This is a genomic window from Bacillus sp. 01N45, from assembly GCF_056399205.1.
Genome location: NZ_JBFTQW010000006.1, coordinates 291,511 through 306,288, shown reverse-complemented (window position 1 = coordinate 306,288; position 14,778 = coordinate 291,511). Strand labels below are relative to the sequence as shown.

Below are 14,778 nucleotides of genomic sequence, written 5' to 3'. Positions count from 1 at the left end.
CACTACTTCTACTACTTTATGGTTTATACATAATCATTTATGACTTTTTCAAGTTTTAATTACGAAGAAAAGATTCACATAATCTTTACATTAGAATCGTTCCTTTTTCTTTACTATCTCTTGTATAATGCACGTAGGAAAGCATTATAGGAGGTAGTTTTGAAAAATAACAAATATACTTTTCACACATTATTAGAGATTTTTCTCGTCTCATTTAAATTAGGACTTACTTCATTTGGTGGTCCTGTCGCCCATCTTGGCTATTTCCACCACGAATACATACAAAAAAGAAAATGGATGGATGAACGAAGCTATGGAGATTTAGTAGCACTATGTCAATTCCTTCCTGGTCCTGCTAGCAGTCAAGTCGGTATGGGGGTTGGATTATTAAGAGGTGGATTATTAGGAGCTATTATTTCATGGATTGGATTCACTTTACCATCTGTGCTTGTTTTAGTTTTCTTCGCCTCATTCCTTAATCAATTCGACCTTGGGAGTGCTGGCTGGATTCATGGACTAAAACTTGTAGCAGTCGCAATTGTTGCTCATGCCATATGGGGAATGGCGCAAAAATTAACGCCAGACCGAAATCGTGCGACGATTGCTATTGTAACTGCCGCAATCGCCTTATTATGGCCAAGTAGCTGGACACAAGTCATTCTCATTATAGTATCTGGCTTTATCGGCTGGTTTTTATATCGCAACCAACCAATTAGTCAATCTCAAAATATAAAAGTACCTATTTCAAAAACGATAGCAGTTTCTTGTCTCATCTTATTCTTCGGACTATTACTGTTGCTACCAATATTAAGACCGTTCTCATATTACATCGCTTTATTTGATAGTTTCTATCGCTCTGGCGCACTTGTATTTGGAGGCGGACACGTCGTGCTACCCCTTCTTGAAGGTGAGTTCGTACAAAACGGAATGATGACGAAAGAACAGTTCCTAGCTGGATACGGATTAACACAAGCCGTACCAGGTCCACTATTTACATTCGCTTCTTATATAGGAGCTGTGTTAAACGGGACGCTTGGGGCAATACTCGCAACAATTGCAATCTTTCTTCCTGCTTTCTTGCTCGTTATTGGTGTTTTACCATTTTGGGACAGTGTGAGAAAAATATCTTACATACAAGGCGCACTACTTGGAATCAATGCAGCTGTTGTCGGTATTTTATTAGCAGCTTTTTATGATCCTATTTGGACGAGCACAATTATGAACGCTGTAGATTTTGTTTTTGCATCTCTTCTATTTTGCTTGCTCGCTTTTTGGAAAACACCACCTTGGGTTATCGTTATACTCGGAGCCTTTGGCGGATATATCCTATCGATTTTGTAAATAAAAAAACGACGGCATTATGTAGCCGTCGTTTTTCTATTAAAACTTCACAAGTTCTATTCCTTCAGGCAACTCGCTCTCTGTTAAAATACGCAATTCTTTCACACGATCCATTACGTAAGAAGAACGCTTCACAAGCTCTGGATCAATATACGCTGGATGAACCATAATTTCTACCGTTTGTTCACCTTGTACTCTTTCTTTTAACTTCACAAAGTAATCTTCCGTCACACCATCCGCGTAAAAGTCACTGTAAAACACGTCAGAAAACGGGCGTACTGCTCGCTCTTCCTCACAACGACGAATTGGAACATTATATGTAGCCGCTAATCTCTCAAGAACATCGTGCAAGATCGGTAATCCATGCACGTGATGATGACTATCTAAATGAGTTGGTTTTAATCCGTAAGATAGGAATTTCTCAATTTGAGCAGTCCATTCTCTCTCAACTTCTTCTGCATTTAGCTTCCCTTCCCATACGACGCTTTGTTTATGAAACAATCCATCGCTATTTACAAGTGATGGTACGTCTCCAAGAAGAGGTTTCCCTGCCGTTAATACGAGATGTACGCCTACTCCGAGTAGGTTATATTCTTTTGCTAAGCGTACCGCATGCTCTGTTCCTGGCATATTCATCATCATCGTCGTTGAATTTACAAGTCCATTTATATGTCCATCAATAATGCCGTAATTTGTACCTTCTGTAAGACCAAAATCATCTGCGTTTACAATTAACTTAATCATCGTAATACCTCCTAATAGAATAAAAAAAGCGGGCTAAATAGCGCCGCTTTATTTCTCTACCTTTTTAAAGAACTGCGGAAGATATTCTTTATGTGCTTCCAACATTTCATCTAAAATTTGTTTTGCAACTTTATCTGATGGTACAAGTGGATTAATTGTCATAGCAAGCAGCGCTTTATGATAATCTCCTGTAACAGCAGCTTCAATTGTTGTGCGCTCAAATGATTTAATTTGTTGTACTAAACCGCGAACTGGTACGGGAAGATCTCCGACCGCAATTGGTTTTGGACCCTCTTTCGTAATAATACAGTTCACTTCAACAGCAGAATCATGCGGTAAGCTTGCAATTGTTCCATTGTTTCGTGTATTAACAGGCTGGATATCACCTTTATTATTGTAAATAGACGTAATTAAGCTACATGCTGCGTCACTATAATAAGCGCCGCCACGTTTTTCTAATTGTGGTGGTTTAATATCTAAGTTCGGGTCTTTATATAACTCGAATAAATCATCTTCTAATTGTTTTACTACTTCTGCACGTGTACCTTTTTCAACCGAAGCTTCTTTCTCTTCTTCTAACATTTCACGTGTTTTGTAGTAATAACGATGGTATGGACATGGAATTGCACGAAGACCGCGAATAAAGTCTGGCTCCCAGTTAAGTGCTGCAATATTTTCCATCGTAATTTGCTTTTCTGGATCTGTTACAAGCTCTAACACACGATCCATTACACTTACGCCATCTAAATATACGTCTAGTCCGTATACCATATGATTTAAACCTGCAAAATCAACGTGTACACGACTTGCATCTACTTCAAGTAATCTTGCAAGACCCATGCGGATTCCGATTGGAACGTTACATAGACCAACTACTCTTTGAATATTTGTATAACGAAGGACAGCTTCTGTTACCATACCAGCTGGGTTCGCGAAGTTAATTAACCATGCATTCGGACAAAGCTCCTCCATATCCTTACAAATATCTAAAATAACAGGAATCGTTCTCAGCGCTTTGAATAAACCACCAGGACCATTCGTTTCCTGACCAATTACATCATATTTTAATGGGATTGCTTCATCTTTTGCACGAGCTTCTAATAAACCTACGCGAAGCTGCGTTGTTACGAAGTCAGCATCTTTTAATGCTTCACGGCGATCAAGTGTTAAATGTACCTCGATTGGTAAACCAGATTTTTTCACCATACGCTTCGCTAAGTTACCAACGATTTCTAATTTTTCTTTTCCTGCCTCAATATCTACTAACCAAATTTCACGAACAGGAAGCTCATCATAACGTTTAATAAACCCTTCAATTAACTCTGGTGTATAACTAGATCCACCGCCGATTGTAGCAATTTTAATTCCAGTCATGCTTTATTCCCCTTTCGCTTCTAACTTTTTATAAAGATCAATAAATTCTGCTGCTAATTCTTTTACTGTAATCGCATTCATTAAATGATCTTGTGCATGAATTAAAAGAACACTAATCTCTGTTTTTTCTCCTCTTGCTTCTGATTGTATGAGCTCTGTTTGGAAATGATGCGCTTCATTAATCGCTTCTTTCGCCTTCACCATCGCTTCATCAGCCTCTGCCATTTTCCCCTGTTTGGCAAATTGAAGTGCCTCCATTGCAAAGCTTCGTGCATTACCACTATTTAAAATTAATTGGAATGGAATTTGTTCTGCTGTAGTCATCATAATTACCGCCCTCTCTATTATGGTTCAACCGATTGAAATACCCCTTCAGTTTGAACATTTCTATTACATTATTATTTTATGAATGATAGTTTGGTGTTCTTGTAGATGGATTTCATCTTTTTGAACATGATATAAAGGTAGTTRTTCTCACAGACAATCTTATCTGCGAGAACAACCTTTATGTTACATAGGTACAGAGTTGTTATTTCCTTGTGCTGCTGCTTTTTCAGTACGAACAACAGAACGATCGCATAATACAACAAATGGATAATAGATTACCATCGCAATTACAAAGTTGAATAACTGTAGGAGTGCACCTGAAAGATGTCCACCTGTTACAAGATAACCACTAATAATTGGTGGTGTTGCCCATGGAATCATCCCAACTGTTTTTGGTACCCAGCCAATAGATATAGCTGTATAAGAAGTAATTACTAATACAATTGGTGTTATGATAAACGGTAAGAATAAAATTGGATTTAAAATAATTGGTGTACCAAAGATTACTGGTTCGTTAATGTTAAATGCACCAGGACCAATTGATAAACGAGATACACTGCGTAATTGTGCACTTTTCGCTACAATTAACACAACTACTAAGAACGCTAATGTTGCACCAGAACCACCAAGATATACGAAAGTATCAAAGAATGGTTTTGTAACAATGTTTGGAACATCAAATGCAGATGTACCACCTTTGAATAACTTCATGTTTTCCTCTAATGCCGGTAAGTATAATGGCTCAATAATACCACCAACGATATTTGGACCATGTAAACCGAAGAACCAAAGAAGATGAACAAGGATTACAATGATAATTGCACTTGGTAATGTCCCTGCTAAACTTTGCAGTGGTGATTGAATCGTATTAAAGATAAATTCATGAACACTTGTACCAGCTAATTTCACTGCTAATTGAATACCTGCAACTACTGTTAAGATAACAAATGCTGGAACTATAGCTGCGAACGATCTTAAAACTGCTGGTGGTACTCCATCAGGCATTTTAAATGTAATGTTTCTTTGTACAAAGAAACGGAATACTTCAGTAACAAGGAGCGCCACAATAATTGCTACGAATAACCCTTGTGCACCTGTCCAAGCTAAGTTCAATCCGCCTTCTTTCGGTGTTGTTGGCGTAAGAATAATTAACGCACCAAATGAAATAATACCTGCTGACAAACCATCAACGCCGTAAGATTTTGCTAAGTTATAACTTGTTGTAAATGCTATGATTAGTGCTAGAATTGCGAAAGAACCAGTCCACATTCCACCGCCAACTTGTTTCCACGTTTCACCAAACAAACCTTTCATAAACTCTTGGAAAGCTTCAGACGGAAAACCATTAATTAGTGATGCCAATGCACCAACTAAGATAAGTGGCATAACTGCAATAAATCCGTCACGGATCGCAGCTAAGTGACGTTGCGATCCGATTTTACCAGCGACAGGAACAATATATTTCTCCATGAATGCAATAAACTTTTGCATTTCGCTTCCCCCCTAATTATTTTTTAAGTGTTAACGCGTGATCTAAAACTGCTTCTCCATTCATCATGCCGTAGTGCATTGGATTGATAACGTCGATTCCAACGTTTCTCTCATCAGCAAGCGTTTTCATTGAAGAAAGCATGTAACGAACTTGTGGTCCTAGTAATAATACATCTGCTTGATCGATATTTGTTTTTACTGCATCCCCAGATACAGCCCAGATCTTTCCTTCTAGACCGCGAGCTTTTGCAGCCGCTTCCATTTTTGTAACTAGTAAACTTGTAGACATCCCTGCTGAGCAACATAATAAAATATTCATTTGAAAATCCCCCTTGTGTAGTATAAAAAATTTATGTTTATTTATTTTTCTTTACGCTATTTATTAATGCAATTAGCGTGCCAACTTTTTAAAACCACTAAAACCAGCACTTTTTCGACTGTTTTCTTTGTGTGTTAACGCTTCCAATTAGTGTGTCACCTAAAAAACACACAGTGTGTTATAAAACAACACGCTTTTAACACATAACTGTATGAAAATAGATTAGTGTTTAGTTGTCTAGTTGTATTTAAAACAAAAAATACACTAAAAAAATTTTTTGCGCGTGAAAATCTAGTAAAAATAAACCTCTCTTCAATACACTCTTCTATCTATTGTCCAAGCCAACTCTACTAAATTACATAGAATAGAATAAAATAACACAATTCGAAAGGGGATTCCTATGCCAAAACATAGAAAACAGAACAAAATAAAGATTTATAGAATAACAAGCTATAAAAAAGACAAGCGCTCTGAATTAGACTCTGATAAATTTGAACTAGAACAACAGGAAATGGAAAATAAACAGGACAAGCAAGATAAACAGGATAAGCAGAACAAACAAGAACAATCGGAAAATGTAATCATAGTACCCACAAATTCACACAGCTTAGATATATGGGATGAAATTTCTCTTAAAGAAATACAAGCCGGTGAGCATACAAATTTATTTGCAGAACAAAGTAATTATCAAAATATTACTTTGTTACAAGTAAGTGACGTCCGTTTATATTTGGACAAGCAATTACAATTTAGTTCCGTCGATGAGCAAATTTATCATGAAGCACTTGTTCATCCAATTATGTCAAAGGTAATTGATCCAAAACGTGTTCTTATATTAGGTGGTGGCGATGGTCTTGCTTTACGAGAAGTTTTAAAATATGAAACTGTGCTACATGTAGATCTTGTTGATTTAGACGAGGCAATGATTAATATGGCACGTAATGTTCCGGAAGTAGTTTCTTTAAATCAAAGTGCATTTTTTGATAGTCGTGTAAATGTACACGTATGCGATGCAAAAGAATTTCTAAATTCTTCTTCCTCTCTATACGATGTAATTATTATTGATTTTCCTGATCCAGCAACAGAAGTTTTAAGTACTTTATATACAAGTGAACTTTTTGCTCGGATAGCTACATTTTTAACAGAAGATGGAGCATTCGTCTGCCAATCTAATTCACCTGCTGATGCACCTCTTGTATATTGGAGCATCGGTAACACAATCGAACATGCTGGATTGACTGTGAAAAGTTATCATACAATCGTTCCTTCTTTCGGAACTGACTGGGGATTTCATATTGCTGCTAACTCTGCCTATGTACTCGATCAAATTGAACAATTATATGTTGTGCCAACTCCTCGAACATTACCTTCTCTTCTTGCTCCTTTGTTTCAATTTCAAGAAGAACATTTAGAACAACGTAATCTCGCTCTTTTAAACTCAGAATCAAACCTTATCCTACATCAATGTTACAAAAAAGAAATGGAGTTTTGACGATATTATAGTGAGGAGTGCTACTTTATGGAATACTCTACTTTCGGTAAGCATATAATAATAGATTTATGGGGAGTGGACTTTTCTTTATTAGATGATGTTCACTTTTTAGAATATCATTTAGTTACCGCTGCTGATCGCTCTGGTGCCCATGTTTTAAACGTAAGTACAAAAGAATTCGATCCGCATGGCGTTACTGTTTTAGTTTTACTATCTGAAAGCCACCTTTCTATTCACACTTATCCAGAAAAAAACTTTGCAGCCATTGACTGTTATACGTGTGGTACGACTGTTGAACCGCAAATAGCGATTGATTATATCGTAAGTATATTAAAACCAAATGAGATGCATATAAAAAAGCTAATCCGTGGTATAGGGGAGATTGTTACTACCGATTAAATATCACTCTTACTCATTTGTAAAAAGGAGGATTATAAATACCATCAGTGGAACGAACACTCCACTGATGGTACAGACACATACATAAAAAAACCTTGCATACGCAAGGTTCATTCAGACATCGACATCTTCCTATATAATTCTACAAATTCACTCGCTAATTCCTTCACCGTTATTGCATTCATTAAATGATCTTGCGCGTGCACCATCAGAAGGGTAACTTCAGTCTTTTCACCACCAGCTTCTTTCTGTATAAGCTCCGTTTGTACACGGTGCGCTTCTTTTAATTCCTCTAACGCTTCTTGTAATTTAGCTTCTGCTTCTGTAAATTCTCCACGCTTTGCGCAATCAATTGCTTCCATTGAACAACTTCTCGCATTTCCTCCATGCAAAATTAAGTGAAAAGCCTTCGTTTCTATCGTATCCATTTTAGTTCTTTACTCCCCCTTTTCTTCCGCCAACTTTTGTTTATCCCATATTTTTAAGAACGGTAAATAAATGAAGAATGCCAGTGCAAAGTTAACGAGTTGCAAAATAACACCTGAAATTTTTCCACCTGATCCTAAATATCCACTAAACAGAATAGGTGTCGTCCAAGGTACAGCAGCTCCGCTCGGACGGGCAACTAACCCCCATTCCATCGCAAAGTAAGAAACAATCGTTAACACAACCGGAACTAATATAAATGGAATTAATAAAATTGGGTTCATGACAATCGGCATACCAAAAGTTACCATCTCATTAATATTAAATATACCAGGTGCAATTGACAATCTACCTAAACTTTTTAATTGCTGACTTCGTGCAAACAATAACATTCCAATAACTAAAGCAAGTGTCGCACCAGATCCGCCCATATAAATCCATAAATCAAAAAACTGTGCAGTAATCGTATTTGGTATATCTTGCCCTGCTTGGTAAGCAACTCGGTTTTGATCCATTAACGACAACCAAACCGGACTCATTACACCACCAACAATAGTAGCTCCATGAATTCCACATGACCAAAGAACATGAACGAGAATAACAGCTATTATTGCGCCCCAAAGACTAGCACCAAGTACACTAAGTGGTTCCTGTAAAATTTGCCCCACAATATTATGGATACTGCCAAAAGAAGTATTTTCTATAATTAAGCGTAAAATCCAAATAACCGTTACAACAATAAATCCTGGAACAAGTGCGGCAAATGAACGTGTCACAGCTGGCGGAACTGTCTCTGGCATCTTTATAATTATCTTTTTTTGTACAATAAACCGATAAAGTTCAGTAGATATAAGTGCAATAATCATTGCTACAAATAACCCTTGGCTTCCCATTAATGCAGCTGGGATAGCACCTTCTACAAGTACACTCTCTTTTGTACTTGGTATAATATATGCAACTTGAAATGGCGTCGCAAGTAAAAACGTCACAAGCGACAATGCCCCGGATGCTAAAGCGTCCACTTTATAATATTCTCCAAGTCTGTAAGCGATTCCAAAAACAGCTATTAAAGCCATTATATTAAAAGTTGCACTAACTGGATACCCTAAAGCCCTCTGCCAATTCCCCCCAAACAAACCTGCCATAAAATCATTATAACCTGGTATTGGTAAAGCACTAATGATGAGGAAAAATGATCCTATAATTAAGAAAGGCATCGTCAATACAAGTCCATCACGAATCGCTAGCAAATGCCTCTGTTCTGCAACCTTCCCCGCTACTGGCATCACATATTTCTCTAAAAACCGTATCATCTATCCCACACTCCTCATGGTTTCATTAACAAAGCTGCTTGCAAGATAGCTTCTCCATTACAAAGCCCGTAATGGACGGATTGAATGACATCAACAGGTATTCCCTTCTCCTTACATAATTCTTTCATCTTCGGTAATAAATAACGTACTTGCGGTCCTAGTAAAAGTACGTCAGCTTCATCTATGTGACTATTTACTTCAGAACCTGATACAGCCCAAATCTTTACCTCTATCCCTTTTGCCTCTGCTGCTTTCTCCATTTTTGTAACAATCAAACTGGAAGACATTCCCGCTGCACAGCAAAGTAAAATATTCATCCCTTTTCCCTCCCCCTTTTTCCAAACCTAAGTTACGGTGCATCCTTTGCCACCACTAGGTTACAAATATATATGTCTAGATTTCCTGCTGTATGCCGAGCTTAAAAACAAAAATTTCTCGGTTTTCACGCTATTCCATCTATCATTATTCTCCTAGTAAAGAGGACTCTAACTCGCTATAATAATTCAGTATGATTTTTTTAATTGATAGGAGGATATATTTATGAAGGCATATCGCTTTCCACTTATTTTATTATCTTCTATCCTAATTGGTGGTTTCATTGGTTATTTCATGGGTGCCGATGCAGTTGCTTTAAAGCCGCTTGGTGACATTTTCTTAAACTTAATGTTTACGATTGTTGTACCTTTAGTGTTCTTTAGCATCGCGTCATCTATTGCTAATATGGATGGATTAAAACGTTTCGGTAAAATTATGTCTAGTATGGCTGGAACTTTCTTATTTACAAGTATTTTAGCTGCTATTTTTATGATTATTGTCGTGAAAGTATTCCCGCCAGCACAAGGTGTTGTATTAGAACTAACACAACCTGACAAAGCTGAAAAAGCTGTTAGTGTTGCGGATCAAATTGTTGGTATTATAACAGTATCTGATTTCTCGAAGTTACTATCTCGTGAAAATATGTTAGCTCTTATTTTCTTCTCTATTTTAATGGGGGTTGCAACTTCAGCAGTTGGTGAAAAAGGAAAGCCATTCGCTACATTCTTACAAGCTGGTGCAGAAATTTCAATGAAAGTTGTATCTTTCATTATGTACTACGCTCCAATCGGACTTGCTGCTTACTTCGCGGCATTAGTTGGTGAATTCGGACCACAACTTCTTGGAACTTACTTCCGAGCAGCAATGGTATACTATCCAGCGTCTCTAATTTACTTCTTTGTATTCTTCACGTTCTATGCATACCTTGCGGGTCGCAAACAAGGTGTACAAATATTTTGGAAGAACATGGTCTCTCCTACAGTTACATCACTAGCAACTTGTAGTAGTGCTGCTAGTATTCCAGCGAACTTGGAAGCAACGAAGAAAATGGGTATCTCTTCTGACGTTCGTGAAACAGTTGTCCTTCTTGGATCTACACTTCATAAAGATGGATCTGTTTTAGGTGGTGTATTAAAAATTGCTTTCTTATTCGGTATTTTCAACATGGAATTCGAAGGACCGAAAACATTAGCAATTGCACTTGTTGTTTCTCTATTAGTAGGAACAGTAATGGGCGCTATTCCAGGTGGTGGTATGATTGGTGAAATGTTAATCGTTTCTCTATACGGCTTCCCGCCAGAAGCATTGCCAATTATCGCAGCAATTAGTACAATCATTGACCCTCCTGCAACAGTGTTAAACGTAACAGGAGATAACGCTTGTGCCGTAATGACAGCTCGCCTTGTAGAAGGTAAGAACTGGATCAAAAATAAATTTGCTTAATGAATAGAAAGAGGATGCTCCAACCGAGCATCCTCTTTTTTTGTTGCTAATCCATTCCGCCACAAATTTGTTATAATCTTCACAAATATTCCACACTCATTATCCATTCTCCGTACTATAATCATGTATGGAAAAGGAGATGGATCTAATGACTCAAAGCACACCAGAATTTAAAGTTTTGCAAAGCATTGCATTCCTTGCTGTCGTTTTGCAAAGTTCCTTATTATATACAATGAATCAAGGAAATGTTTTACTTGAGCAATCCCTCATTATGGGCATGCTATTTAACCTTGCAAAATTCTCAGCACCTGCATTCATATTTATCGTCGGCTTTCACTTAATTCGGCAATATACGAAGCAACTGGCCTACACAGAATATATTTATGAAAAAGCCGCACATTTACTCATTCCTTATTTCTTCTGGTCTATTCTTTACTTATTAACAACAAACGATATGATTACACTACAAAGCGGAATCAAAAGTTTATTACTCGGAACAGCCGCGCCCCATCTTTGGTACGTTATTATGATGTTCCAAATTCACTTATTGTTCCCTTTGCTATGCACACTATTTTATTGGTTTCAAAAACGAACAGAAAATAAAAAAGACATATATAAATATATGACCATCTTTGCTTGTCTATATTTCCTCTTAATGTGGTATTCTTCCCACTACATTTTTAATGGAGAGAAATTGACTAGCTCAACCATTTTACATTATACAGATCGTTCCTTCTTCTTCTACTCATTCTATTTCGTCATGGGAGGAATCGCTGCTGTCGCACTAAAAGCGTGGCGTAAATTTGTCATGAAACATATCCCGCTTATAACAATGTTATTTTTCGTCTTATTTCTATTCATCAATTATGAGTTATTTAGTTTTTACGGAGCAAACTCTATTCATTTAACCGTTTCGACTTATTTAAAACCGTCTATGTTTTTATATATCGTATGCGAAATTATTATACTTTACGTGCTATCTATTACAATCGTACAACGACGAGGTTTCTTATATAAAGCATTACGATTTATTGGGAGTTACACGTATGGTGCTTATTTAGCTCATTTTTTCTTCTTGCAACTATGTACAAAATTTCTTTCTTTATTCACACTGCAAGAAAACACAATATTATATAGCTTATTATTATTTACAATAACGGCCACAATCTCGATTTCAGCAATGGTCATTTGCAGTACACTACCATTTCATACATGGATTACAGGGCCTTCCCCTACGACAAATATGAAATGGGCTAAGATTGTACTTCGGAAAAATCACGAAAAAGTATTCAAACCATATCTTTGATATAATAGAATTCCATACAAGAAAAGAAAGTAGGACACACCTATGATTAATCAAATTGGACAAATTATGTTATATGTAAATAATCAAGATGAAGCAGTACAATTTTGGACTGAGACAGTAGGATTCCAAATTATTGCGGAAGAAAATAACGGACAAGGCTTTCGCTGGATTGAAATTGCACCAACGAAAGAAGGAGGCACAAGCATCGTCCTTCACGATAAAGCGTTAATTGCGAAGATGCAACCTGAATTAAACTTAAATACACCTTCACTTATGTTCTTCTCTAATAACTTAGATCAACTGTATAAAGATCTTTCTGAGAAAAACGTTACAGTTGGACAAGTTGTAGATTTACCTACAGGTAGAGCATTCAACTTTGCTGATAATGAAAACAATTACTTTGCGGTAATGGAGCGTAAATAAAAAAGAAGCTATCCTAAAAAAACGGATAGCTTCTTTCATTTTAAGAAACTTGTTCTGCATTCGTTTCCCTATGTTGTATATGACTCGTAATCCAAGCAATTCCGCCAGCAACAACGAGATAGCATAACAATATTAAAATTTGTATTTGTAATTGTGACCAATCTCCTAAAGAGATAACATCTTGTAATCCTCTAAGAGAATGGGACATTGGGAGAAACTGTCCAATTTTGCTAAGAACAGCTATATTTAATTCTCCTGGGAAAGTCCCCCCGCTCGTCGCTAATTGCAAGACTAGAAGCGTTACCGCTAAGAACTTTCCAACAAGACCAAATACCGTTACTAACATAAGAATAAACGTCATGAACGTAAAGGAAATAACGATACTTGATAAAACAAAGAGTGGCACACTTGCAACTTCTAATTTCATAACTCCTAGCACAGCCACATCCACAAGTAATGCTTGAATAAGTCCAATTACATATACCAATCCTAGTTTATTAATAAAATGTACTGTTCCGCTTACCTTCATATTTTGTCTACGGCCAAGAGGTAAAATATTCGATGCCATAATTCCGCCAACATAAAATGCCAGTGATAAAAAGTATGGTGCAATGCCTGAACCGTAGTTAGGCACATCAGAAACTGTCGACTTCACTAACTGAACCGGCTCTGAGAACATCGTATTACGGGCATCATCATTGCGAACATCCGCTATCCTCTCTGCGCCCTCTCCTAATTTCGTAGAAAGTTCTTTCGCACCATCGTCAAGTTTAACAAGTCCGTCCGCTAACTTATTAGCACCATGATTCAGCTCTGTTCCGCCAATCGCAAGGTGATTTACACCTTCTTGTAATGTTGTAAATCCATTTCCCCACTTCGTAAATCCATTAGCTACATTCGCAGCACCATCTGCTATCTTTTTCGTGCCAGCAGTAGCCTCGCTTAACTTAACTCCGAATGTATTCATACCTTCTTCAATCTTATTCTGACCATCAGCAAGCTTCTTCGCACCTTGTGTCAATTGTTGTTGGCTATTATTTAAAGTGTTTACTGCTTTAGCTAATCCGTTAGAAGTAGCAATGATCTTTTGAAAAGCAGGATCTTGCTGCACTTCTGGATGACTTTTCACGTACTCTTCTAATTGTTGTTTTACACTATTTGCTGCATTGTCCGCTTTCACTTGCCCTTCAGCAAGTTTCTCACTTCCGTTCACCCATTCATTTGTACCAGCACTTAATTCACTAACCCCTGATTGTAAAGTTTTTTCACCTTGAGCTAATAACTCCATACCACTATGAAGTGAGGTTGCCCCTTGACTCAGCTCATTTGCGCCGCCACTTAAGGCAGATTGGCTAGAAGCAAGCTTTTCACTTCCCTCTTTCACTTTTGATGCCCCGTCACTTAAACGATGAATACCATCTGCAAGCTGATTCGCCCCATTTTTTGCATCTGTCGTTCCTTCATGCAGCTTCTCAGCACCATTACTTGCATCACTCAATCCTTGTGCCAAATCTTGAAACTTTGAAAAGACACCTTCTGTATAAGATTTCGTAATACTATTTGAAATTTTTGTTTTCATATTTTCAACAGCTGTCGTTCCAATTTGAGCTGCTACAAAGTTTTTACCCGGATTTACTTTGTACTGAAGCTGCGCTGGCTCTGGTTTCTCATCCATAAGTGTACTTACCTTTTTAGAGAAATCCTCTGGAATCGTAACGACCATATAATACTTATCTTCTTTTAACCCTTCATCAGCATTTTTTTCTGATACGAAATGAAAAGCTAGTTCCTTATTCTCTTTTAAATTTTTGACAAAATCTTCTCCTGCATGAATTGTTTTTTCATCCATCGCAGCACCTTTATCTAAATTTACAATTGCAACAGGTAATTTATCTAATCGTCCATATGGATCCCAATATCCAGCTAAAAAGAATCCTGAATAAATTAAAGGAACGATTAATAAAAAAATTAAAGCAATACGTCCATGTTTATGATGCCACATCGCTTTCCAATCTTTAAATATAAGTTGAATTCCCTTCATGAAACATACTCCTTCTCCTAATTT

15 protein-coding genes are annotated in these 14,778 nt (G+C 37.1%); 6 read left to right on the top strand and 9 right to left on the bottom strand.

The features are described 5' to 3' along the window. Nucleotides 1–159: 159 nt before the first annotated feature. Complete coding sequence (locus AC1DMU_RS16685; RefSeq protein WP_088064808.1) at nt 160–1,341, top strand: chromate transporter; 1,182 nt, start codon at nt 160–162, stop codon at nt 1,339–1,341. A gap of 39 nt (nt 1,342–1,380) precedes the next feature. On the opposite strand, the gene chbG is transcribed toward AC1DMU_RS16685, so the two are convergent. The 5 genes from chbG to AC1DMU_RS16660 all read right to left on the bottom strand — a co-directional run bounded on the left by chbG (nt 1,381) and on the right by AC1DMU_RS16660 (nt 5,596). Further along, complete coding sequence (chbG, locus tag AC1DMU_RS16680) at nt 1,381–2,085, bottom strand: chitin disaccharide deacetylase (protein WP_088064809.1); 705 nt, start codon at nt 2,083–2,085, stop codon at nt 1,381–1,383. Between the two features lie 48 nt (nt 2,086–2,133). After that, on the bottom strand, nt 2,134–3,459 hold the full coding sequence (gene celF / locus AC1DMU_RS16675) for a 6-phospho-beta-glucosidase (RefSeq protein ID WP_000145757.1): 1,326 nt from the start codon (nt 3,457–3,459) through the stop codon (nt 2,134–2,136). 3 nt (nt 3,460–3,462) lie between these two features. Beyond that, entirely contained in the window at nt 3,463–3,786 is a 324-nt protein-coding gene (locus AC1DMU_RS16670; protein WP_000989050.1) for a PTS lactose/cellobiose transporter subunit IIA, read from the bottom strand. 183 nt (nt 3,787–3,969) lie between these two features. After that, the gene (gene celB, locus AC1DMU_RS16665; RefSeq protein ID WP_088064810.1) at nt 3,970–5,277 is read right to left on the bottom strand and encodes a PTS cellobiose transporter subunit IIC; all 1,308 of its coding nucleotides are present in this window, start codon (nt 5,275–5,277) and stop codon (nt 3,970–3,972) included. Nucleotides 5,278–5,293: 16 nt separating this feature from the next. Then, entirely contained in the window at nt 5,294–5,596 is a 303-nt protein-coding gene (locus tag AC1DMU_RS16660; RefSeq protein ID WP_001023569.1) for a PTS sugar transporter subunit IIB, read from the bottom strand. A gap of 400 nt (nt 5,597–5,996) precedes the next feature. Between AC1DMU_RS16660 and AC1DMU_RS16655 the strand changes: the two genes are divergently transcribed. Then, a complete protein-coding gene (locus AC1DMU_RS16655; protein ID WP_088064811.1) occupies nt 5,997–7,088 on the top strand; it encodes a polyamine aminopropyltransferase in 1,092 nt (363 codons plus the stop codon). Between the two features lie 27 nt (nt 7,089–7,115). Then, on the top strand, nt 7,116–7,487 hold the full coding sequence (gene speD / locus AC1DMU_RS16650) for an adenosylmethionine decarboxylase (RefSeq protein WP_088064812.1): 372 nt from the start codon (nt 7,116–7,118) through the stop codon (nt 7,485–7,487). Nucleotides 7,488–7,597: 110 nt separating this feature from the next. Here speD and AC1DMU_RS16645 read toward each other — a convergent pair whose 3' ends face one another. Genes AC1DMU_RS16645 through AC1DMU_RS16635 form a run of 3 tightly spaced genes read right to left on the bottom strand, consistent with a single transcriptional unit; the run spans nt 7,598 to nt 9,543 of the window. After that, on the bottom strand, nt 7,598–7,915 hold the full coding sequence (locus AC1DMU_RS16645; RefSeq protein WP_087983153.1) for a PTS sugar transporter subunit IIA: 318 nt from the start codon (nt 7,913–7,915) through the stop codon (nt 7,598–7,600). 9 nt (nt 7,916–7,924) lie between these two features. Next, the gene (gene celB / locus AC1DMU_RS16640) at nt 7,925–9,226 is read right to left on the bottom strand and encodes a PTS cellobiose transporter subunit IIC (RefSeq protein ID WP_088064813.1); all 1,302 of its coding nucleotides are present in this window, start codon (nt 9,224–9,226) and stop codon (nt 7,925–7,927) included. A 14-nt stretch (nt 9,227–9,240) separates the two neighbouring features. Next, nucleotides 9,241–9,543, bottom strand: coding sequence for a PTS sugar transporter subunit IIB (locus tag AC1DMU_RS16635; protein WP_048542554.1), 303 nt, complete (start codon nt 9,541–9,543; stop codon nt 9,241–9,243). A 223-nt stretch (nt 9,544–9,766) separates the two neighbouring features. On the opposite strand from AC1DMU_RS16635, the gene AC1DMU_RS16630 reads away from it, so the two are divergent. From AC1DMU_RS16630 to AC1DMU_RS16620, 3 genes are all read left to right on the top strand, one after another. After that, nucleotides 9,767–10,984: a dicarboxylate/amino acid:cation symporter gene (locus AC1DMU_RS16630; protein WP_048542556.1), complete on the top strand. Its 1,218-nt coding sequence runs from the start codon at nt 9,767–9,769 to the stop codon at nt 10,982–10,984. Nucleotides 10,985–11,132: 148 nt separating this feature from the next. Next, nucleotides 11,133–12,290 carry an acyltransferase gene (locus AC1DMU_RS16625; RefSeq protein WP_088064814.1) on the top strand — a complete coding sequence of 386 codons (1,158 nt, stop codon included), beginning with the start codon at nt 11,133–11,135 and terminating at the stop codon, nt 12,288–12,290. Between the two features lie 42 nt (nt 12,291–12,332). After that, nucleotides 12,333–12,713 carry a VOC family protein gene (locus AC1DMU_RS16620; RefSeq protein WP_046960095.1) on the top strand — a complete coding sequence of 127 codons (381 nt, stop codon included), beginning with the start codon at nt 12,333–12,335 and terminating at the stop codon, nt 12,711–12,713. 40 nt (nt 12,714–12,753) lie between these two features. Here AC1DMU_RS16620 and AC1DMU_RS16615 read toward each other — a convergent pair whose 3' ends face one another. Then, nucleotides 12,754–14,754 (bottom strand): YhgE/Pip domain-containing protein, encoded by a 2,001-nt coding sequence (locus AC1DMU_RS16615; protein ID WP_088064815.1) that lies wholly within the window; start codon nt 14,752–14,754, stop codon nt 12,754–12,756. Nucleotides 14,755–14,778: the final 24 nt, after the last annotated feature.

Bases quoted from the DNA above. Each gene is read 5' to 3' on its own strand.
- chbG (WP_088064809.1), bottom strand. From the start codon at position 2,085: ATGATTAAGTTAATTGTAAACGCAGATGATTTTGGTCTTACAGAAGGT.
- celF (WP_000145757.1), bottom strand. From the start codon at position 3,459: ATGACTGGAATTAAAATTGCTACAATCGGCGGTGGATCTAGTTATACA.
- AC1DMU_RS16670 (WP_000989050.1), bottom strand. From the start codon at position 3,786: ATGATGACTACAGCAGAACAAATTCCATTCCAATTAATTTTAAATAGT.
- celB (WP_088064810.1), bottom strand. From the start codon at position 5,277: ATGCAAAAGTTTATTGCATTCATGGAGAAATATATTGTTCCTGTCGCT.
- AC1DMU_RS16660 (WP_001023569.1), bottom strand. From the start codon at position 5,596: ATGAATATTTTATTATGTTGCTCAGCAGGGATGTCTACAAGTTTACTA.
- AC1DMU_RS16655 (WP_088064811.1), top strand. From the start codon at position 5,997: ATGCCAAAACATAGAAAACAGAACAAAATAAAGATTTATAGAATAACA.
- speD (WP_088064812.1), top strand. From the start codon at position 7,116: ATGGAATACTCTACTTTCGGTAAGCATATAATAATAGATTTATGGGGA.
- AC1DMU_RS16645 (WP_087983153.1), bottom strand. From the start codon at position 7,915: ATGGATACGATAGAAACGAAGGCTTTTCACTTAATTTTGCATGGAGGA.
- celB (WP_088064813.1), bottom strand. From the start codon at position 9,226: ATGATACGGTTTTTAGAGAAATATGTGATGCCAGTAGCGGGGAAGGTT.
- AC1DMU_RS16635 (WP_048542554.1), bottom strand. From the start codon at position 9,543: ATGAATATTTTACTTTGCTGTGCAGCGGGAATGTCTTCCAGTTTGATT.
- AC1DMU_RS16630 (WP_048542556.1), top strand. From the start codon at position 9,767: ATGAAGGCATATCGCTTTCCACTTATTTTATTATCTTCTATCCTAATT.
- AC1DMU_RS16625 (WP_088064814.1), top strand. From the start codon at position 11,133: ATGACTCAAAGCACACCAGAATTTAAAGTTTTGCAAAGCATTGCATTC.
- AC1DMU_RS16620 (WP_046960095.1), top strand. From the start codon at position 12,333: ATGATTAATCAAATTGGACAAATTATGTTATATGTAAATAATCAAGAT.
- AC1DMU_RS16615 (WP_088064815.1), bottom strand. From the start codon at position 14,754: ATGAAGGGAATTCAACTTATATTTAAAGATTGGAAAGCGATGTGGCAT.